18 protein-coding genes are annotated in these 19,322 nt (G+C 69.2%); 11 read left to right on the forward strand and 7 right to left on the reverse strand.

Annotated features, from left to right (window positions below; translation table 11 throughout):
* Positions 1–56 precede the first annotated feature (56 nt).
* Both AB5I40_RS32405 and AB5I40_RS32410 read right to left on the reverse strand, forming a co-directional pair.
* Entirely contained in the window at positions 57–626 is a 570-nt protein-coding gene (locus AB5I40_RS32405; RefSeq protein WP_370934010.1) for a TetR/AcrR family transcriptional regulator, read from the reverse strand.
* Positions 623–1,408: an SGNH/GDSL hydrolase family protein gene (locus tag AB5I40_RS32410; protein WP_370934011.1), complete on the reverse strand. Its 786-nt coding sequence runs from the start codon at positions 1,406–1,408 to the stop codon at positions 623–625. Before AB5I40_RS32410 ends, AB5I40_RS32405 begins: the two co-directional genes overlap by 4 nt.
* A gap of 115 nt (positions 1,409–1,523) precedes the next feature.
* Between AB5I40_RS32410 and AB5I40_RS32415 the strand changes: the two genes are divergently transcribed.
* The 5 genes from AB5I40_RS32415 to AB5I40_RS32435 all read left to right on the forward strand — a co-directional run bounded on the left by AB5I40_RS32415 (position 1,524) and on the right by AB5I40_RS32435 (position 5,934).
* Positions 1,524–2,120: a DinB family protein gene (locus AB5I40_RS32415; protein ID WP_370934012.1), complete on the forward strand. Its 597-nt coding sequence runs from the start codon at positions 1,524–1,526 to the stop codon at positions 2,118–2,120.
* Positions 2,121–2,248: 128 nt separating this feature from the next.
* The gene (locus tag AB5I40_RS32420) at positions 2,249–2,824 is read left to right on the forward strand and encodes a TetR/AcrR family transcriptional regulator (RefSeq protein ID WP_370934013.1); all 576 of its coding nucleotides are present in this window, start codon (positions 2,249–2,251) and stop codon (positions 2,822–2,824) included.
* Between the two features lie 66 nt (positions 2,825–2,890).
* Positions 2,891–4,039, forward strand: a complete 1,149-nt coding sequence (locus tag AB5I40_RS32425) for an agmatine/peptidylarginine deiminase (RefSeq protein ID WP_370934014.1) — start codon at positions 2,891–2,893, stop codon at positions 4,037–4,039.
* Positions 4,040–4,127: 88 nt separating this feature from the next.
* A complete protein-coding gene (locus AB5I40_RS32430; protein ID WP_370934015.1) occupies positions 4,128–4,997 on the forward strand; it encodes a YwqG family protein in 870 nt (289 codons plus the stop codon).
* 25 nt (positions 4,998–5,022) lie between these two features.
* Entirely contained in the window at positions 5,023–5,934 is a 912-nt protein-coding gene (locus AB5I40_RS32435; protein ID WP_370934016.1) for an NAD-dependent epimerase/dehydratase family protein, read from the forward strand.
* A gap of 3 nt (positions 5,935–5,937) precedes the next feature.
* Here the strand turns inward: AB5I40_RS32435 and AB5I40_RS32440 are convergent, their stop codons facing one another.
* Positions 5,938–7,410 carry a GAF domain-containing protein gene (locus AB5I40_RS32440; RefSeq protein WP_370934017.1) on the reverse strand — a complete coding sequence of 491 codons (1,473 nt, stop codon included), beginning with the start codon at positions 7,408–7,410 and terminating at the stop codon, positions 5,938–5,940.
* 106 nt (positions 7,411–7,516) lie between these two features.
* Here AB5I40_RS32440 and adh point away from each other — a divergent pair, with 106 nt between their 5' ends.
* The 4 genes from adh (at position 7,517) to AB5I40_RS32460 (ending at position 10,735) form a co-directional block, all read left to right on the forward strand.
* Positions 7,517–9,040 (forward strand): aldehyde dehydrogenase, encoded by a 1,524-nt coding sequence (gene adh / locus AB5I40_RS32445; protein ID WP_370934018.1) that lies wholly within the window; start codon positions 7,517–7,519, stop codon positions 9,038–9,040.
* Complete coding sequence (locus AB5I40_RS32450; protein ID WP_370934019.1) at positions 9,040–9,411, forward strand: DUF779 domain-containing protein; 372 nt, start codon at positions 9,040–9,042, stop codon at positions 9,409–9,411. The genes adh and AB5I40_RS32450 overlap by 1 nt, the downstream gene beginning before the upstream one ends.
* 119 nt (positions 9,412–9,530) lie before the next feature.
* Positions 9,531–10,019 (forward strand): hypothetical protein, encoded by a 489-nt coding sequence (locus AB5I40_RS32455; protein WP_370934020.1) that lies wholly within the window; start codon positions 9,531–9,533, stop codon positions 10,017–10,019.
* A 26-nt stretch (positions 10,020–10,045) separates the two neighbouring features.
* Entirely contained in the window at positions 10,046–10,735 is a 690-nt protein-coding gene (locus tag AB5I40_RS32460; RefSeq protein ID WP_370934021.1) for an MOSC domain-containing protein, read from the forward strand.
* Here the strand turns inward: AB5I40_RS32460 and AB5I40_RS32465 are convergent.
* A complete protein-coding gene (locus AB5I40_RS32465) occupies positions 10,712–12,286 on the reverse strand; it encodes a beta-N-acetylhexosaminidase (RefSeq protein WP_370934022.1) in 1,575 nt (524 codons plus the stop codon). The two genes, AB5I40_RS32460 and AB5I40_RS32465, sit on opposite strands and share 24 nt — an antisense overlap.
* A 212-nt stretch (positions 12,287–12,498) precedes the next feature.
* A complete protein-coding gene (locus AB5I40_RS32470; RefSeq protein ID WP_370934023.1) occupies positions 12,499–14,373 on the reverse strand; it encodes a propionyl-CoA synthetase in 1,875 nt (624 codons plus the stop codon).
* 217 nt (positions 14,374–14,590) lie between these two features.
* Between AB5I40_RS32470 and AB5I40_RS32475 the strand changes: the two genes are divergently transcribed.
* The gene (locus tag AB5I40_RS32475) at positions 14,591–16,306 is read left to right on the forward strand and encodes a serine/threonine-protein kinase (RefSeq protein WP_370934024.1); all 1,716 of its coding nucleotides are present in this window, start codon (positions 14,591–14,593) and stop codon (positions 16,304–16,306) included.
* Positions 16,307–16,347: 41 nt separating this feature from the next.
* Here the strand turns inward: AB5I40_RS32475 and AB5I40_RS32480 are convergent, their stop codons facing one another.
* Entirely contained in the window at positions 16,348–16,914 is a 567-nt protein-coding gene (locus AB5I40_RS32480) for a class I SAM-dependent methyltransferase (protein ID WP_370934025.1), read from the reverse strand.
* 55 nt (positions 16,915–16,969) lie between these two features.
* Between AB5I40_RS32480 and AB5I40_RS32485 the strand changes: the two genes are divergently transcribed.
* On the forward strand, positions 16,970–17,749 hold the full coding sequence (locus tag AB5I40_RS32485) for a helix-turn-helix domain-containing protein (protein ID WP_370934026.1): 780 nt from the start codon (positions 16,970–16,972) through the stop codon (positions 17,747–17,749).
* Here AB5I40_RS32485 and AB5I40_RS32490 read toward each other — a convergent pair.
* Positions 17,700–19,268, reverse strand: coding sequence for a dolichyl-phosphate-mannose--protein mannosyltransferase (locus tag AB5I40_RS32490; protein WP_370934027.1), 1,569 nt, complete (start codon positions 19,266–19,268; stop codon positions 17,700–17,702). The two genes, AB5I40_RS32485 and AB5I40_RS32490, sit on opposite strands and share 50 nt — an antisense overlap.
* Positions 19,269–19,322: the final 54 nt, after the last annotated feature.

Here is a 19,322-nt window from a genome sequence, read left to right on the forward strand (position 1 = left end):
CCCGCTGCTCGGCGGAGAGCCAGGGGTGGGGAGGATTCCGGGCTCTCCGCTGAGCTTCACCCCAGATACGCGTCCAGCGTCACCGCCAACGCCGATTCCGGCGAAGGCGCGAAGCTCGCTCCCGCCAGTCCACCCCACAACCACAGTTGTGCGAGACCGTGCAACGCGCCCCACAGCGACGCCGCGACGAGCCGAGGATCTGTACCCGGACGAAGTCGGTCGTCGTCCGCTTCAGCGCGGTCGAGGCGCACTAACTCGGCGAAGGTGTCGAAGACGGCACTGCTGGCCGCGACCAGCCCAGGCTCTTCAGGGTCGATGAGGTCGCGACGGAACATCAGCTCGAACATGGCGGGGTTCGTAACCGCGAAGTCGACGTACGCGTGACAGGCAGCCGTGACACGTTCGCGCGGGGTGCCGTCGGGCAACTGTGCGCCCCTCTGGAGCAGCTGTGTGAAGCCAAGCGTCGCTACGGCCGACAGCAGCTCCGCGCGTCCCGAGAAGTGGCGAAGCGGTGCACCGTGCGAAACGCCAGCCGCCTTCGCGATACCGCGCAACGTCACGGCCTCGACGCCGGAGCCGACGAGCAAATCCGCAGCCGTGCGGATCAACCGCTGGCGCGCGCTCATACCTGAGCTTCGGAGAAGGCTACGGGCAGCAGCTCCGGGCGCTTCGGCAGGAAGCCGTCGCCAGGAGACCGGCCGATGAGCCGGTTGCGCAGCCGCGTGATCCCCACCGGCAGTACTTCTTGCCACAGCCAGCGCAGGTCGGCGATCGCGGTGCTCTGGGCCGGAACGCCGGGCAACGGCTGCAGCCAGCTGCCGTCGTGCGCCACGCCGAGCCGGTCGAGCACATGACCGGCGACGCGGAGATGCCCGGCCTGCGACAGATGCAGCCGATCCGGCCCGAAGTAGCGCGAATCGTGCGCGGCCTGGTCCGGCCACAGGTCGACGAGCTTCGCGCCGTAGCTGACCGAAGCCTCGCGGATGGCGTCATTGAGCGCAGTAACCCGCGGCCGCATCCGCCCGCCGAGCGGCATGCGATGCGCGATGTCGCTCAAGGTAAAGGTGACGACGGTCGGCGCGATCTGCGTGCACTGCCGGATCGCGGTGTCCACGCGCCGCGCGACCGTGCGAGCGTCCCAGCCGCGGCTCATCACGTCATTGCCGCCGCCGAACAACGCGATCAGATCCGGCTCATGCCGCTCGGCGGTGGGCAACTGCTCCGCGGTGATCTGGTCGAGCCGCCGCCCGCGAACGGCGAGATTGGCGTACCGGAACGAGGTCTCGTCGCGCGCGAGCCGCCCAGCGACGTAATCCGCCCAGCCGCGGTACTGGCTGTGATCCGGGTAAGGATCGTCCAGCCCCTCAGCGCAGCTGTCGCCGACGGCGACGAACGTGTGGAAACCCATTCCGCTCTCCGTAACCCCTGGTTCATCTTGTAGACACTGTCTATCAAAGTATGTAGACGGTGTCTACCCGAGGTAGGTCACGTGGGTTGTGCGTGGTGCGTGGCAGGCTCGCCGCATGCTCGATGATGTCGCGAAGGAGCACCTGCACAGCGATCTGCGCGAACTCCGCGAGGTGCTGCTCTGGAAGCTCGACGGGCTGGGCGAGTATGAGATCCGCCGTCCGCTGACTCGGACCGGCACCAACCTTCTCGGGTTGGTCAAGCACTTGGCGCTCTGGGAATCCCGGTACCTCGGCGAGGTTTTCGACCGGCCGTTCCCCGAACCTCTGCCCCGATGGGACGACGTCGCGCACCGCGGCGCGGATCTTTGGGTCGCCGAGGACGAGACGCGCGAGGACGTCATCGGCCGCTACCGGCGCGTCTGGGCGCACTCCGACGCGACAATCGCGGCTCTGGCCCTTGATGCGCCCGGTCACGTGCCTTGGTGGCCGCGACCTCGGGTGACGCTGTTCGCCGTCCTGGTCCATCTGCTCACCGAGACCAGTCGGCACGCCGGGCATGCCGACATCCTGCGCGAGCAACTGGACGGCTCGACCGGCACGGCCGCCGGTTACGTCGCCCAGGAGCGCGACGCGGAATTCTGGGCAGCCCGGCGCAGTCAAATCGAGGAAGCCGCAGCCAACGCCAAGTCCCGCCGTGACCGCCAGCCATAGCGGCGAGCACGGTCGGGGAACGTTCGGCGACTGGCCAGGGCACCGGACCGCGGGGGCGGCACCTCGACAGCCGTCAAGTTCGTCCGGACTGGACAGTGTTGACTGAAGCTTCAGTCATGGAGGTGCGGATGGCAGGCAAACGGGATCGCATCCTGCGGGCCGCGGTGGGCATGATCGCCCGAAGCGGCGTCCGGGGGCTGCGGGTCGAGGAGGTCGCCGCGGAGGCCGGCGCGTCGACCGGGTTGATTTATTACCACTTCAAGGACCGCGCCGGGTTGCTGCGCGCCACTCTCGATCACGTCAACGACCGTGCCGAGCGTTACACCGCGCAGGAGGTGCCGGATTCGGCGGACGCGCGGGCCGTGCTGGAGCAGACGCTGCTGCTGGAACTGCAGGACACCGCCGAGGTCCGGGAGAACAGCACGGCATGGGGAGAGTTGCGGGCCAGCGCCGTCTTCGAGGACGACCTTCGGGAGCGTCTCGCCGAAGCGACCCGGCTGTGGGTCGCCGAGATCGCTGAACTGGTCGAGGCAGTGCGCTCGGCTGACGTCGTGGCGCCGGGCGTTCTCACTGATCCCGCTGACATCGCCGAGCGGCTGACGGCGCTGGTCGAAGGGCTGTCCGACCGCTGGCTGTCCGGGACCCTCGACCTCCAGCGGGCGCGCGCCCTCGTTCGGGGGGCGATCGCCGCCGAGCTGGGCTGATCAAATTGACTAAATTTTCAGTCAGTGTCAGAGTGAGGCTCCGCCGACCCGCTTGGAGCTCACTCGATGACGCACGAATTCGTTTCCCGCCGCACCGCGCTCACCGCCGCGCTAGGGCTCGGCACCGCGCTGGGCGTGGCCGCGTGCGGCACCGAAACCCCGGCTCCGGCCCCGGTCGCACCACCGTCGCCGGGAAGCAGCGGCGCGGCGTCCGCCGGCCGGGTGTTCGGGGCCGAATGGGAGAAGCACGCCCGCACCCTCATGGCCTGGCCTGCTTCGGACGGCGTCTGGGGTCCTGACCTGCCCGCGGTCCAGGCCGCCATCGCCGGGCTCGCCCGGGCTGTCGCCGGTTTCGAAAAGGTCGTCCTGCTGGCCGGTCCCGAACACCGTGCCGCCGCCCAGAGCGCGGTCGGCTCCGACGTCGAGGTGGCCGAGATCCCGGTGGACGACCTCTGGGCCCGCGACACGGCCCCGGTCTTCGTCCGGGACGCAGGAAAGCTGACCGGCGTCGATTTCGGGTTCAACGGCTGGGGCGGCAAACAGCAGCACCCCCGGGACGGCGCGGTGGCCAAGGCCGTACTGGAGAAGTATCAACTGCCTCGCATCGCGGCTCCGCTCGTCGCCGAGGGCGGCGCGCTGGAAACCGACGGCCGGGGCACGCTCCTGGTCACCGAAAGCTCGTTGGTCAACGACAATCGCAACCCGGGCAAGGACCGCGCGCGCGTCGAGGACGAGCTGAAACGGACATTGGGCGTCACCACCGTGATCTGGCTGGCCGGAGTGAAAGGCGAGGACATCACCGACGCGCATGTCGACTGTCTCGTCCGCTACGTCGCGCCCGGTGTCGTCTTGCTGGACAAGCCGTTTCCCGGTGCCCCGGCGGACGTCTGGTCGCGTGCCGCCGAACAGGCGCGCGGAGTGCTGGCCGGTGCCGCCGACGCGGCTGGCCGGAAGCTCGAAGTCGTCGACTTGCCCCAGCCCGACCCGGACCGGATCACCGGCCGGGGCGAGGCGTTCGTGTCGTCCTACGCCAATTTCTACGTCGCCAATGGCGCGGTGTTCCTGCCGAAATTCGGCGACGAGGCCGCCGACGACCGGGCGCGCGGCATCCTGGCCGAGCACTTCCCCGGCCGGGAGGCCGTCCTGGTCCCGATCGACGCGATCGCCGCTGGGGGCGGCGGGATTCACTGCTCGACCCACGACATGCCCGGCTAGTGTCGCGGAGATCGCGGGCGCGCGAAGGAGTCGGCCGGACGCTCGGCGCTCAAGCGTTTTTGTCGGTGCCTTGCGCCACTATGGCGGAGTGACCGCATGGAGAGATCGACTCAGCACCCTCGCTCAAGACCGGCTGCCCGCTGAGGTGGCGGCTACATGGATCGAGCTGTTCCAACCCGGGATCCGGCTTACCGCCAAGGGCACCGGGCCGCGCGTGGGGCAGCTTGGCGGAAATCCGGCGCTGCCGGATGCGGTGGAATGGCCGATCTGGGAGGAGAAGGGGCCGCTTACGTTCGTCGCCGCGGTGGATTGTGCGGCGCTGCCGCGGGAGTTCTTGACTATTCCGCTGCCGGAGACGGGGACGCTGCTGTTCTTCGCGTTCGACGGACGCTACGAACCCGATAACTACCGCCACATTCTGCCCACCGATGCCGACGGCTATCGAGTGATCTTCGTGCCCGCGGGCACCCCGGTCGCCGAGCGAACGCCTCCGGCCGACCTCGAGCCCTACCCGCAGCGTGACGTTTTCGCGGAGATCGTGGCCACTGCCCCGGAAAGCGAGCACATCCTGCTGGACCAGACCACGACCGCGAGCGGGGTGTCCCTGGCTGAAGCTGTCCAGACAGGCCCCGAACCTGAGCGGATCGGTGCCCTGGTGTTCGGAAACCTCACCTGGGAGGTCAACGAAGGCACGCCGCAACATCAGATCGGTGGCTTCGCCACACCGGTCCAGGACGCCGTGGAGAACGAGATCGCGGCGGAGGTGCTGGAAGGCGGGTGGCAAGATCCGCGGCTCAAGGAAGAAGCGGCCCGCTGGGTGCTGCTCGCGCAGTTCGACAGTGACAACGAAACCGACATGATGTGGGGCGACGTCGGGATGGTGTACTGGCTCATCCGAGCCGACGATCTCAAAGAAGGCCGGTTCGAGGCCGCCCGCTGCTTGATGCAGTGCGGCTGACGATCAGCCCGAACGGAAGCGGACCATGAAGATCTTGGTGGTGGGCGGCAGCGGCCTGCTAGGGCAGCACGTCCTCGACGAACTGCGGAAACGCGGGCACGAAACGACCGCCGTCGCGCGTACGGCACGTGATGGAGTCGACCGGACGCTCGACGTCTCGAAGGCTTCGCACGAGGAGTTGTGCGAAGCGCTCGACGGACACGACGGTGTCGTCTTCGCTGGCGGCATGGACGACCGCGCGGTTGGACGCGGGCCGGTCGAGCCTCGGCTGCGCGCGGGCAACGTCGCACCTGTAGCCGCGTTGTTGCGCGCGGCGCGCGAAGCAGGCTGTACGCGGGCTGCGGTGCTGGGGTCGTATTACACGTACTTCGACCGCGTACGCCCGGAGTGGGGGTTGGCCGCGAAGCATCCGTACGTGCGCAGTCGCCTGGAGCAGGCCCGTGTCGCACGCGAGACAGCGGGGCCGGAGTTGCCGGTGGCGGTGATCGAAGTGCCGTTTGTCTTTGGTGTCGCGGAGGATCGGGTGCCGCAGTGGTCGGTGCCGATCGTGAAGTGGGTCCACTCCACCTCGCCGCTTTTCGCGCCTCCCGGCGGGACTGCGGCGACGAGTGCGCGTGGAGTCGGGGTCGCGACGGTGGATGCGCTGGAGGCGGCGTCCGGCGCGGATGTCCCGGTGGCGGAGGAAAATCTGCAGTGGACGGACATGTTCGCCCGGCTGGCCGCGGCGGCGGGACGGCCACGCCGGGTGCGGTCGATGCCGTCCTGGCCGGTGCGCGGTGCGTTCAAGCTCGGCGGATTCCTCAACGGGCTGAGCGGGAAGCAGCCGGGGTTGACGGTGCAGCACATGGACGGATTGTTGTTGCGGGAGTTGTATTTGGAGCTGAACTACCCGGCTCCGGTGGACGACGCGATCCGGGAGACTGCTGCTGCGCGGTAAGAATCAGCCCAGCCGGGCGCGGTGAGTCCGCACTGCGGCCAACCGCGGATCCGACGGCGAGAGCACGGCGGACAACGCGTCCAGAATAGCCAGATCGTCAGCGCCACAGGAGGTTTCCCAGAACGACCACAACGTATCCGCATCCCCGCTGTTCAACGCCAGCTGCCGGACCTGCGCGCTGATCGACTCGCGTTCTTCCAGGATCGCGGGCGATTCCGACTCCGCGAGCAGCGGGCCTTGGAACGACCGGACCGCCGAGGCGGCGTCTCCGGCGCGCAGGGCGGCTTTGGTGCGCAGGAAGTCCGCGTCCACGGTGGCCGCGAGGCGGTACGGGCGCGTCTGCAACACCCCGGTGCCGAGCTGGGTGCGCAACCGGTGGATCTCGGCACGCACGGTCACCGGATTGCCAGCCTCACCGTACAGTTGCAGCGCCAGCTTTTCCGCTGACAAGCCGCGCGGCTGAAGCGCGAGCAAGGTGAGCAATTCGGCGTGCCGCAAGGTGAACGGGATGTCTCGACCGTCCACAGTGGTCGATCCGGGACCGTCGGTGAGGTATTCGAGCGACAACCGGCGGCGGGTCGCGGAGCCGGACGTGGCGATCCGCAGCAGGTAGCCCTCGTCCAGCGGGTCGACGGTGGCGATCCGGCCGTCCGGCAGCGTCACTGTGCCGCCGCCTTTTCGTACCTCCACAGTGGACGGAAGGGTGCACGATTCCGCCGCCAGCACCCGTCCGCCTGCCGAAAGAAGCGCGCCGGGGCGGCCGCGCAGTGACGCCAGGTGTGGCATGTTCGCCCGCCGCACCTTCTCGTCGCGGACCGCCAAATCCGCCCGCAGCCGTCCCTCGGCCAGCTGAGCCGTGGCCGTGACCAGCGACAACATCGCCGGATGCACGGTGCGGAGCGGACCGCTGACGTCGATCGAACCGAGCAGCGCGCCGGTGTCCGGGTCGCGTACGGGGGCCGCGGCGCAGGTCCACGTGTGATAGCGGCGGACGAGGTGCTCGGCCGAATAGATCTGCACCGGCTGGCCGGTCGCGAGCGTCGTGCCCATCGCGTTCGTGCCGATCGCCTCTTCGCTCCACCGCGTGCCCTCGGTGAGCGCGACCTGGTCCGCGCGCAGCAGCACGCCGGTCGCGCCCTCGCGCCACAGGATCAAGCCGTTCGCGTCGGTCACGATCATCATGTGCTCGGCGTCATCGGCGATGCTCACCAGCATCTCGCGCAACAGCGGCAGCACCGGGGCCAGCGGATGCTCCGCGCGCAGGTCGGTGAGTTCGTCCGCCTCGAAGATCAGCGGGGCCTCGCCCGCGTCCGGGTCGACGTGCGCGGCCAGCGAGCGCTCCCACGACGCCGACACCACCGAGCGGGGCGAACGTGGCGCGGTGGATCCGGACAGGACCGCCTCACGGACATGCCGCAGGAGCCGCGCGTACGACTCCGGATCGCGCAGCAGGTCGGGTTCGGGCAGCTCCGCCACGTGGTTGAGAGTAGAGACCCTGGTCACAAGGCTGCAACGTTGGCGCAACGTTGCCCGGCCTACGGTCGCCGCCGACCGTCACCGACCAGCAACGAGGCAGGGCAAGATGGCCGTATACGCCGCACCGAACACCGACGGCGCCGTCGTCGACTACGAGACCCGCTACGACCACTACATCGGCGGCGAATACGTCGCGCCGGCGGGCGGGCAGTACTTCGAGAACCCGACGCCGGTGACCGGGAAGACCTTCACCGAGATCGCCCGCGGCACGGCGGCCGACATCGACCGGGCGCTCGACGCGGCCGAGGGCGCCGCACCCGCGTGGGGCCGGACCTCGACCGAGGAACGCGCGAACATCCTGCTCAAGATCGCCGACCGGATGGAGCAGAACCTCGAGCGGATCGCGGTCGCCGAGGCCTGGGAGAACGGCAAGCCGGTCCGCGAAACCCTCGCCGCCGACATCCCGCTCGCCATCGACCACTTCCGCTACTTCGCCGGCGCGCTGCGAGCCCAGGAAGGCGGCATCTCGCAGATCGACGACAACACCGTCGCCTACCACTTCCACGAGCCGCTCGGCGTCGTCGGCCAGATCATCCCGTGGAACTTCCCGCTGCTGATGGCGGTCTGGAAGCTCGCCCCGGCGCTGGCCGCGGGCAACGCGATCGTGCTCAAGCCCGCCGAGCAGACCCCGGCGTCGATCCACCTGCTGATGTCGATCATCGGCGACCTGATCCCGCCGGGCGTGCTGAACATCGTCAACGGATTCGGCGTCGAGGCCGGCAAACCGCTCGCGTCGAGCAACCGCGTGCGCAAGGTCGCGTTCACCGGCGAGACGACGACCGGGCGGCTGATCCTGCAGTACGCCAGCGAAAACATCATCCCGGTGACCGTCGAACTGGGCGGCAAGAGCCCGAACATCTTCTTCGACGACGTCGCCGCGGCCAACGACGCGTTCTACGACAAGGCACAGGAGGGCTTCGCGCTCTTCGCGCTGAACCAGGGCGAGGTCTGCACCTGCCCGTCGCGCGCGCTGATCCAGTCCGGCATCTACGACCGGTTCCTCGGCGACGCGGTCGAGCGCGTGAAGAAGATCAAGCAGGGCAACCCGCTCGACACCGAGACGATGATCGGCGCGCAGGCCTCGAACGACCAGCTCGAGAAAATCCTGTCCTACATCGACATCGGCAAGCAGGAGGGCGCGAAGGTCCTCACCGGCGGCGAGCAGTCCGACCTCGGCGGCGACCTCTCCGGCGGCTACTACGTGCAGCCGACGGTGTTCGAGGGCGACAACAAGATGCGCATCTTCCAGGAGGAGATCTTCGGCCCGGTGGTGTCCGTGGCGAAGTTCGACGACTACGACGACGCGCTCAAGATCGCCAACGACACCCTGTACGGCCTCGGCGCCGGCGTCTGGTCGCGCGACGGGAACACCGCCTACCGCGCGGGCCGCGACATCCAGGCCGGTCGCGTGTGGGTGAACAACTACCACGCCTACCCCGCTCACGCGGCCTTCGGCGGCTACAAGGCGTCCGGCATCGGCCGCGAGAACCACAAGATGATGCTGGACCACTACCAGCAGACGAAGAACCTCCTGGTCTCCTACTCCGACCAGGCGCTGGGCTTCTTCTGATGCCGCAACGGGTGGACCTGACCCCGGCCGCCGCCGACCTGCTGCGGCGGCTGGTGCCAGTCCACGGACCGGTGATGTTCCACCAGTCCGGCGGATGCTGCGACGGCAGCGCCCCGATGTGCTACCCGGCGGGCGAATTCCGGGTCGGCTCGCACGATGTGCACCTGGGCGACCTGACGGTGGACGGCATCGCCGCGGTGCCGGTGTGGATGTCCGGGCCGCAGTTCGAGTACTGGCGGCATACGCATCTGACCATCGATGTGGTGCCCGGGCGGGGAAGCGGATTCTCGCTGGAGGCGCCGGAAGGGGTGCGGTTTCTGATCCGGTCCCGACTGCTCAGTGACGAGGAGTCGGCGGAGCTGAACGGTTGATCGCGGTGCCCGGTGCGTGTTTCCCGCGCGCCGGGCACCGCTTCGCTGACCGCTGCACAGCCGAAAACCCTTGGTGCGCCTGGTCATTGCCTTGCTAGGTTCTTCTTATGTTTTCGCGGATGTTCGCGGTGCTTGCCGCACTCGGTGCCGCGGTCACGGTGGCCGGATGCAGCGGCCCGCCGGATCCGCGGGCGTACCCGGGCAGCGAGGACGGCGTCAGCTGGGAAGAAGCCTCGGCCAGGTTCCAGATCACGCTGCCGTCCTGTCCGGTCAAGGATTTTCATTTCGACGTCCAGCCCAGGCTCACTGAACGGCTCGCCTTCGCCTTCGTCGCGCCGAAGTCGTGTGTGGACGATTACCTTCGGAAGTACGGTGCGGACCCGGCCGAACCGAGTCTCCGTTGGCCGATCGACAAGTTCGGCCCGCCGTTCGACGCCGCCGAGATGCGGCAGTTCGGCTGGACCTACGATCCCAAGGCGAAGGCCGACCTTTACACCCACCTCGAGACGCCGTACCACGCGACGTTCGATGCGTTCGTCAAGCCCGGCACTGAGGAGACGGTCTACGTGCGGAGCGTTACCCCTGGTTTCCCCGACCCGTCCAAGTAACCCGGCCCGCTTGCTAGGTTCATCCCATGCTGTCGCTGAAAGACGTCTACGTGGGCGAGCCGACCGTACTCGGCCACCAGCGGGACCAGCCCGTGCTGAGCGCCATCCGGAAAACCCGGGTCGCGGACGCAGAGCTTGCGCTGTCCGAGCTGAACCTGACCGGCGACCGCCAAGCCGACCTTTCGGTGCACGGCGGTCCCGACAAGGCCGTCTACGTCTACCCGGTCGAGCACTATCCGGTGTGGACCGACGAGGGGTACTCCGTGGCGCACGGCGACTTCGGCGAGAACCTCTCCGTACAAGGCGCGCTCGAGAGCGACGTGCGGATCGGCGACATCTGGGCCTGGGGCGACGCGCTCGTGCAGATCGCCCAGCCGCGGCATCCGTGTTTCAAGCTCGCCATGCGGACCGGGCGCAAGGACGTCGTGCCCGCGATGATCGACACCCGTCGCTGCGGCTGGTATCTGCGCGTGCTGCGACCGGGCACGGTCCCGACGGCCGGACCGCTCGAGGTCGTGGAGCGGGCCGAGGGGCCGACCGTCGGGGAGACGTTCCTGGCGGCGGCGGCGAATTACGCGCGGCTGCCTGAGCCGGGACCGATGCTGGAGCTGGCGGACCGGGTGCTGTCGACGGATGCGTTGCCGGAGGGCTATCGCAAGGGTATCCAGTCCAAAGTGGACCGGGCTAGGGAATCACTTCCAGCCGACCTGGGGTGAACGGTAGAAGTCGATTCCCTGGGCTTCCCAGCGCGGCGCTTGCTTGGCGATGCGGTCCCGGTAGCCGTCCCAGGTTCGGGATGCTCGCGGCGACCAGCCGATTTCCGCGACGCCGGGCAGGCGCGGGAAGGCCATGTACTCGATGTCGTCGTTGGTCCGGATGGTTTCCGTCCACAGCGGAGCCTCGACCCCGGCGACGGACTTCTCCGCGACGCCGGGAACGAGCGTCGCCGGGTCCCATTCGTAGGCGTCGCGGACTTCGACCAAACCGGCCCAATCCTGGCCCAGCTTCGTCGATTCCGTGTACTTCATGTCGAGATAGGCGTGGTTGGCGGGCGACATGATGAACTTGTTCCCGCGCGCCGCCGCGGCGGCCACGTCCGCGTTCGGGCCGCCCTGGTCCCAGTACTGCGGCACGGCGGACGTCGGCAGCGGCGCCTTCGCCATCTCGTGCCAGCCGGTGATCAGCTTGCCGTACTTGGCGACCATCGGGGTTACCTTCTCGTAGAAGGCTTTGTAGTCCTCGGCGGACGTCGAATGAGCTTCGTCGCCGCCGATGCCGATGTATTTTCCTGGCGTGATCGCGGCGAGTTCGCGGATCACGTCTTCCACGAATCGGTACGTGGTAGGCGACTTGATGCACAACGAGCTGTAGCCGACTTCGATGTCGGTACGCGGCGGGACCGCGACCCCGTCGCAGTTGAGTTCGGCGTACACCGACTGTGCGGCATTGGTGTGCCCAGGCATGTCGATTTCCGGGACGACCGTGATGTGTCGGCTCGCGGCGTACGCGACGATGTCGCTGTACTGCTCCTGCGTGTAGTAACCGCCGGGGTCGCCGTACGCAGCCGTCTTGCCGCCTTCGGTCGCCAGCTTCGGCCAGCTCTTGATTTCGATGCGCCAGCCCTGGTCGTCGCTGAGGTGCAGGTGCAAGGTGTTGATCTTGTACTGGACGATCTGGTCGATGTACTTCTTCACCTGCGTAGGCGTGAAGAAATGCCGTGCGACGTCGAGCATCGCGCCGCGGTGGGCGAAGCGCGGGTAGTCGAGCACGCTGCCACCGGCGATCGTCCACGTCCGGTGCTGCACGGACTTCGCCTCGATCGCCGACGGCAGCAGCTGCCGCAGCGACTGGACGCCGGTGAACAGCCCGGCGGAAGTGTTGGCGCGCAGCCGGACGCCGTTCTTCGTGACGTCGAGCTGGTATCCCTCGTCGCCGACGCGCGGGTCGGCGTGGCCGAGGTCGAGCGAGATCGCGGACAGTCCCGGGCTCACCGGGACGACCGGCAGCGGGTAGCCGGTCGCGGGTCGCAGCAGGCCGCGCAGGTACGCCGCGACGTCGCCAGTGCCGTGTCCGGCGCGGATCACCGTCAGCGGCGTGAGCCGGAAGGTGGCGTCCGCCTTCGCCACGGCGTGCACCGGCACCGGTACGAGGTCGGTGACCTGCCGTTCGCTGGGCGCGGGACTCGCCGCGGCCGGCCCGGGCACTCCCACCGCGGCGAGCCCGAGCACGGTCACCCCAAGCACGGCCCTGGACAGGGTCTTCCTCACGGCATACCTCCGGTCGCGTCGCGGAGAAGGCGGACTCCAAGAGGTATAGACCACTACCGGGGAGGCTGACAACGCCCGAAAGGGTCGGCTGACGACTGATGTCCCGTTCGCCGGGATGCCCGCCACGCCCCAATGCCACATTGGGTGCGCTCAGCGCACCGAACGCCACATTGGGTGCGTCGCATGCACCCAATGCCACATTGGGGCAATGCTCAGGGCCGCAAGATCGCCCGCAACGCGTCGAGCACCGTCGGGTCCTCGATGGTCGACGGAACCGCCTCGTCGCGACCGTCGGCGATCCCGCGCATCGTCTTGCGGAGAATCTTCCCCGAGCGCGTCTTCGGCAGCGCGTTGACCACCGAGACGTCCCGGAACGCCGCCACCGGCCCGATATCGTGGCGGACCAGCGCGACCAGTTCGTCCCGCAACTGCTCCTCGGGCACCTCCACGCCGGACTTCAGCACCACGAACCCGCGCGGCACTTGCCCCTTCAGTTGGTCGGCGACCCCGATCACCGCACACTCCGCGACCGCCGGATGCGACGCCAGCACGGCCTCCATCGAGCCGGTCGACAGCCGGTGTCCGGCCACGTTGATCACGTCGTCGGTGCGGCCCATGACGAACAGGTAGCCGTCCTCGTCGAGGTAGCCCGAGTCGCCGGTCAGGTAGTAGCCGGGATAGCGCGACAGGTACGCCTCGCGATAGCGCTCGTCGTCGCCCCACAACGTCGGCAGCGAACCCGGCGGCAGCGGCAGTTTCAGCGTGATCGCGCCCTCGCGGCCCGCTGGCAGTTCCTCGCCCGCCTGGTCGAGAATGCGGACATCCCAGCCGGGCACCGGTTTCGTCGCCGACCCGGGCTTGACCGGCATCGGTTCGAGACCGCGCGGATTGGCCGCGATGGGCCAGCCGGTTTCGGTCTGCCACCAGTGGTCGACGACCGGCGTGCCGAGGATGTCGTGTGCCCAGTGGTAGGTCTCCGGATCGAGCCGCTCGCCCGCCATGAACAGGGTGCGGAACCGGGACAGGTCGTACTTTTTGAGCTCGTCCGCGTCCGGATCCACCTTCTTCACCGCGCGCAACGCCGTCGGCGCGGTGAAGAGCGCCTGCACACCGTGCTCGGAAATGACCCGCCAGAACGCGCCAGCGTCAGGAGTTCCTACCGGTTTCCCCTCGTACAGCACCGTTGTCGCGCCCACCAGCAGCGGTGCGTAGACGATGTACGAATGTCCGACGACCCAGCCGACGTCGGAAGCCGTCCACCACACATCCCCGGCATGGACGTCGTAGAGCGCGCCCATCGACCACGCCAGCGCGACCGCGTGCCCGCCCGCGTCGCGCACGACGCCCTTCGGCCGGCCGGTGGTGCCGGACGTGTAGAGGATGTACAGCGGGTCGGTCGCCTTCACCGGAACCGGATCCACCGGGTCGGCATCGGCGACAAGCTCGGTCCAGTCGAGGTCAGTGCCGGACAGCTCCGCGCGCGCCTGCTCTCGCTGGAACACCACGACATGGTCCGGCTGGTGCTCGGTGGTTTCGAGAGCCGCGTCGATGATCGGCTTGTACTCGACGACCCGGGTCGGCTCGATCCCGCACGACGCGGCGAGGATCAGCTTCGGCTTCGCGTCCTCGATCCGCGCGGCCAGCTCCTTCGGCGCGAAGCCGCCGAACACCACGGAGTGCACCGCGCCGATCCGCGCGCAGGCGAGCATCGCGATGACGGCCTGCGGAATCATCGGCAGGTAAAGGATCACGCGATCGCCGCGGGTCACCCCGAGCGACGCGAGCGCGCCGGCGAAGATCGCGACCTCGTCCCGCAGTTCGGCGTAGGTGTAGCGGCGTTTGCGGCCGCTGACCGGCGAATCCCAGATCAGCGCGTCCTGCGCGCCGCGGCCGCCGTCGGCGTGCCGATCGAGTGCGTTGTAGGAGGTGTTCAGCTCGCCGTCGGGATACCAGCGGTAAAACGGCGCGGCGGACGAATCGAGCGCGCGGGTGGGCCGCTGCGTCCAGTCGATCGCCCGGGCGGCTTCGAGCCAGAACTGCTCCGGCTCGTCCAGACTGCGCCGATACGTCTCGGTGTACGCGCCCACGAGGTCTCCTTTGACTTCCGACGGCCGAATCTGCCCTCATGATGGCCTTTCCCCCGGCGGGTCGCAGGTCAGCCCGGTCCGGGGAGATCGATGCAGTGGATCACGTTCCCCGCTCGACCCGGCAACCCCGCGGAGGCCGTGTGCGTCCTAAGCTGGACCGTGGGGAACGGCCGCGCAGCGGCATGAAGACAACACTGACAGTGAGGGGAACCAGCCGGTGAGCGGAATCGCGAGCGCGCTGCTCTCGCTCGCGCACACCTTGTTCGGCCCGGACTTCTGCCCGGGCGACTGGGTGTGGGCGACGACCACAGCGGGTGCGCTCGTCGCGCTCTTCCCGGCGGCCGGTGCGCTGATCGTGGCGATCGTCCGCAAGGGGACCGGCAACCGGTACGACGCGACCACGCTCACCGTGTTCGGGCTCATCGGCGTGGTCAGCGTGCTGGTGCTGCCGTGGCTGATCTCCTCGGGCATCTCGGAAACGTTCCGCGCGGCCAACGCGGGCCAGTCGACCGGACTGTCCGGGGCGGCCTCGCTCAGCAAGGACTACTGCTCGTTCGTCGGCACGCAGAAGGCCTACCTCGGCGGCGGGTCGAACGTCTTCGAGACGCTCTTCTACCCGCGCGGCCTCAAGCTCTCCTACGCGCTGTACCTGCTCGCGTTCACCGCGCTGCCGGTCGGCTCGCTGCTGTTCGTGATGCTGCAGGCGCGCACCGCTTTCCGGCGCGGGCCGAAGTGGCCGTCGCGGTTCTTCTGGATTCCGTTCGTGGTCATGGCGGTCGCGTCGGCGGGCATGTCGGCCAACACCGCGGTGCACTTCTGGCTCGGGTTCCTGCCGTTCAGCGTCCTGGGGCTGATCCCGGTCGCACTGGTCGGGCCGCCGCCGTGGTCGGTGATCAACCGGCCGGAGCCGCGCCGCGACGAACCGCCCGCCGCGCAGCCTCCGCCGCGCCGGGAGCAGCTGCCGCCGCCTCCGCCGCCGCAGAACAAGCCGTACCCGGCCACCGCGCTGGCGTCCGCTCCGGAGCCGCCGCCGGCCGGGGCGCTGGCCGCCGCGCCCGGCATGATTCCGCCGCCGCCCGGCTCGCGCAACGCGGGCAGCAGCCGGTACCGGCGCGTCCGCCAGCTCGGGACCGGCGGGTTCGGCACGGTCTGGGAAGCCGTCGACACGCAGCTCAACCGCACTGTCGCGCTGAAGATCGCGCACGCGCCCGACCGCGACACCGAGGAGCGCATGCAGCGCGAGGCGCGTGCGCTGGCCGTGGTGAACCACCCCAACTGCGTCCGCGTGTACGACCTGGCCGAGGAACCGGACGGGCTCGCGCTCGTCATGGAGTACCTGCAGGGCCGCCCGCTCGCCGAGGTGGTCGACGGCCAGGGCCCGATCGACGACGTCGCCGCCGGACGGCTGTGGTCGACGATGGCCGGCGCGCTGGTCGCGGCGCACGAGCGGGGCGTGCTGCACCGCGACGTGAAGCCGTCCAACGTCATCCTCGACCCGGCGGGCATCGCGCACCTCATCGACTTCGGCATCGCCCGCAGCCAGGGCGATTCCAAGATGACCGCCACCGGGATGATGATCGGCACGCCCGACTTCGTCGCGCCGGAACAGGCGATGGGCTCCCCGGCGAGCCCGGCGTCCGACGCTTGGCAGCTCGCCGCCACGGTCAGCTACGCGCTGACCGGCCAGCCGCCGCGCGGCACCCGCGAGACGCCGATGGCCGCGCTGATGGCCGCGGCGCGCGCCGATCCGGTCACGCACATGCCGCAGCGTTCGGTGCACGCGCGGATCCTGGCCGCGTCGCTGGATCCGGAACCGCGCCGTCGCCCGACGCTGAACTCGGTGCGCCGCGAGGTCGACGGCTGGCTGAGCCGGCAGGGCAAGGCGCTGGACGGGCCGGTCACGCAGATCGTTCCGCGCCGCTCACCGCGCTGAGCCTCGTGAGTGTTGATCACGGTTCTAACCGCGATTAGCACTCACGACGCCTTCACCGCCGCGAACTCCAGCCGCTTCCGCTCGACCCCCACGCGCACCTGCTCGAACCCGGCCGCCCTCAGTCGGGCGGGCAGGGTGTCCGCGTCGAGGACGTTCATCGTGTCCCCGAGGTGCAGCAGCCGGAATCCGAAGCTGAGCTGGCTGTCCACGCCGCAGTAAGTGCCGCCCGGGCGCAACACCCGGAACGCCTCCGCGAAGATCCGGTCCTGCAGCGCGTCGGTCGGCACGTGGTGCAGCATCGTGAAGCACACGACTCCGGAAAACCGGCTGTCCGCGAACGGCATTTCCGCGCCGCTGCCCTCGACGACGTCGACCCGGTCGCCGTATTTCTCCCGCAGCAGCCGGGTCGACGCCGGATCGATTTCCAGCGCGGTCAGCCGCGGCAGAGCGTCGACCAGCACCCGGGTGGTGGCCCCGAAACCCGGTCCGATTTCCAGGACGTCGTCGCCCAGTTCGAAACGGGCGAGCCAGTCCGGCAGCACGTCGGCCACCGCGGCGGCCCACCTTTCCGAGCTGCAGAGCTTGCGGTGCATCAGGTTCATCGGCATGGTCCCGACGCTAGGGACGAGCCATGCTGACCGGAAGGCGATAGGCTGTCACGTCATGTCGCAGTACGGTCAAACCGGCGCGATGCTGCTCGGCGACCTCCCGATCGCGGCCGGTGCCTGGTTCCCCTGGCACGACCATCCGGCGCACCAGCTCGTCTGGGCCGCGCGCGGGGTCGCCGCGGTGATGGTCGGCGACGCGCAATGGGTGCTGCCGTCGACGCGCGCGCTCTGGATCCCGGTCGGCGTCTGGCATCGCACGGGCGCGGTCGGGAACGCCGAGCTGCGCGGAATCTACGCCGATCCGGAGCAGTGCCCGGTCGACTGGCCGTCGCCGCGGATCGTCATCGTCCGGCCGTTGCTGCGGGAACTGCTGGAGCACCTGTCCGCGGACGGCATCAGCGAGGATGCCCGCCGCCGCGCCGAAGCGGTCGCGTTCGATCTGCTGGAGCCGATGGACGTCGCGCCGATCGTCGTCCCCGCGCCCGCAGACCCACGAGCGCGGGATGTCGCCGACGCGGTGCTCGCCGACCCCGCGGACTCGCGCGGCCTGGCCGAGCTGGGCCGGGAAGTCGGCGCGAGCGAGCGGACGCTGGCCCGCGCGTTCGTCCGAGACTGCCGGATGACGTTCGGCACCTGGCGCACGCAAGCACGGCTGCGCGCGGCATTGCCGTTGCTGGCACAGGGTTTGCCGATGACGACCGTCGCGCACCGGGTCGGGTACGCGACGGCCAGCGCTTTCGTAGCCGCCTTCCGCCGGGCGGTCGGGGTGCCGCCGGGCGCTTACTTCAGCGCCACGAAGGCAGCCACATTTCCGCCTGCCAATGGTCGTTCGTAATCGGGATTCCGTTGAGAATCGGCCACAGCCAGGCGAAGTTCGCCACCACCAGCCCGACATAAAGCGACACGACGAGCAGACCGGTGCCTCTGCGTTCGAACCCGCGTTTGGCGCTGCCGAGGATCTGCCCGAGCGCCAGCACCAGCCCGAGCACCAGGAACGGGGCCATCGGCGTGGCGTAGAAGAAGTACATCTGCCGGTCGATGTTGGTGAACCAGGGCAGGTAGCCGGCGAAGTAGCCGGTGAGCACGGCGGCGTAGCGCCAGTCCGCGCGGAAGAACCAGCGCCACAGGCCCCAGCCGAGCACCGGGACGGCCAGCCACCACATCGCGGGCGTGCCGATCAGCATCGTCGCGCCGAGGCAGCGCGATTCGCCGCAGCCGGTGACGTTGCCGTCGTAGTAGTAGAGCATCGGCCGCAGGCCCATCGGCCACGTCCACGGCTTCGACTCCCACGGATGCGGATTGTCCTTGGGCGTCACCAGGGTTTCGTGGAAATGCAGCACGTTGGCGGTGTAGCTGCCGAGCGAGCGCAGCGCGGGCGGGATCCAGCCGAACATGCCCGGGTCGAGGTTCTTGATCTCGGTGTAGTGCCGGTCGGTCGCGGTTTCGCTGGCGAACCACGCCCAGTACGCCGCCAGGTACATCAGCACCGGCACGACGAGGATGGCCCACAGCGCGGGCGCGACGTCGCGCCGGATCGTGCCGACCCACGGCCGTTGGACACCCGCCGCGCGCCGGGCGGCGACGTCGAAGAACACGGTGAGCAGGCCGAACGCCGCGATGTAGTAGAGCGCGGACCATTTGACGCCGAACGTCAGGCCGATCATCAGCCCGGCCGCGAACCGCCACCAGCGGAAGCCGAGTTTCGGACCCCACTGCGATTCGCCGATCCAGCCCTCGCGCACCGCGACCGCCAGCCGCTGCCGCACCTGGTCGCGGTCGCAGAGCACGCAGCCGAACGCGGCGAGCACGAAGAACGCGATGAAGATGTCGAGCATCCCCATCCGCGACTGCAGGTGCAGCACGCCGTCGCAGATCACCAGCACGCCCGCGATGCCGCCGAGCAGCGTCGAGCGGGTCAGCCGGCGCGCGATGCGCACGGTGAGCAGCACGATCAGCGTGCCGGCCACCGCCGACATGAACCGCCAGCCCCAGCCGTTGTAGCCGAAGAGCCACTCGCCGAACGCGATGAAGTCCTTGGCCAGCGGCGGGTGCACGATCAGCTCGTACCCGGCGTTGTCCTCGTACCCGCCGTTGCGCAGCATCTGCGCGGCCTGGGGCACGTAGTGCTTCTCGTCGAAGACAGGACTGTTGTGGTCAGTGGGAAGGCCCAGATTCTGCAGCCGGACGACGCCGCCGATCACGGTCAGGACGAACGTGACGATCCAGCCGCGCAGCCGGTCGGCGGGCATGGCCCGGCCGAGCAGGGTGGCTTCGCGGTCGGTCGGAGGACGGCGCGCGTCGACCGGGTCCGGCCGCACGCTCTCGTCGTCGGCACGGGTCAGCAGCGCGGTCACGGGGCCCGATAGTACGGCCTGATCCACCGGTGGCGTCTGGTTAGGCTGACTGCC

It is taken from the genome of Amycolatopsis sp. cg13, assembly GCF_041346965.1.
Taxonomy (GTDB): domain Bacteria; phylum Actinomycetota; class Actinomycetes; order Mycobacteriales; family Pseudonocardiaceae; genus Amycolatopsis.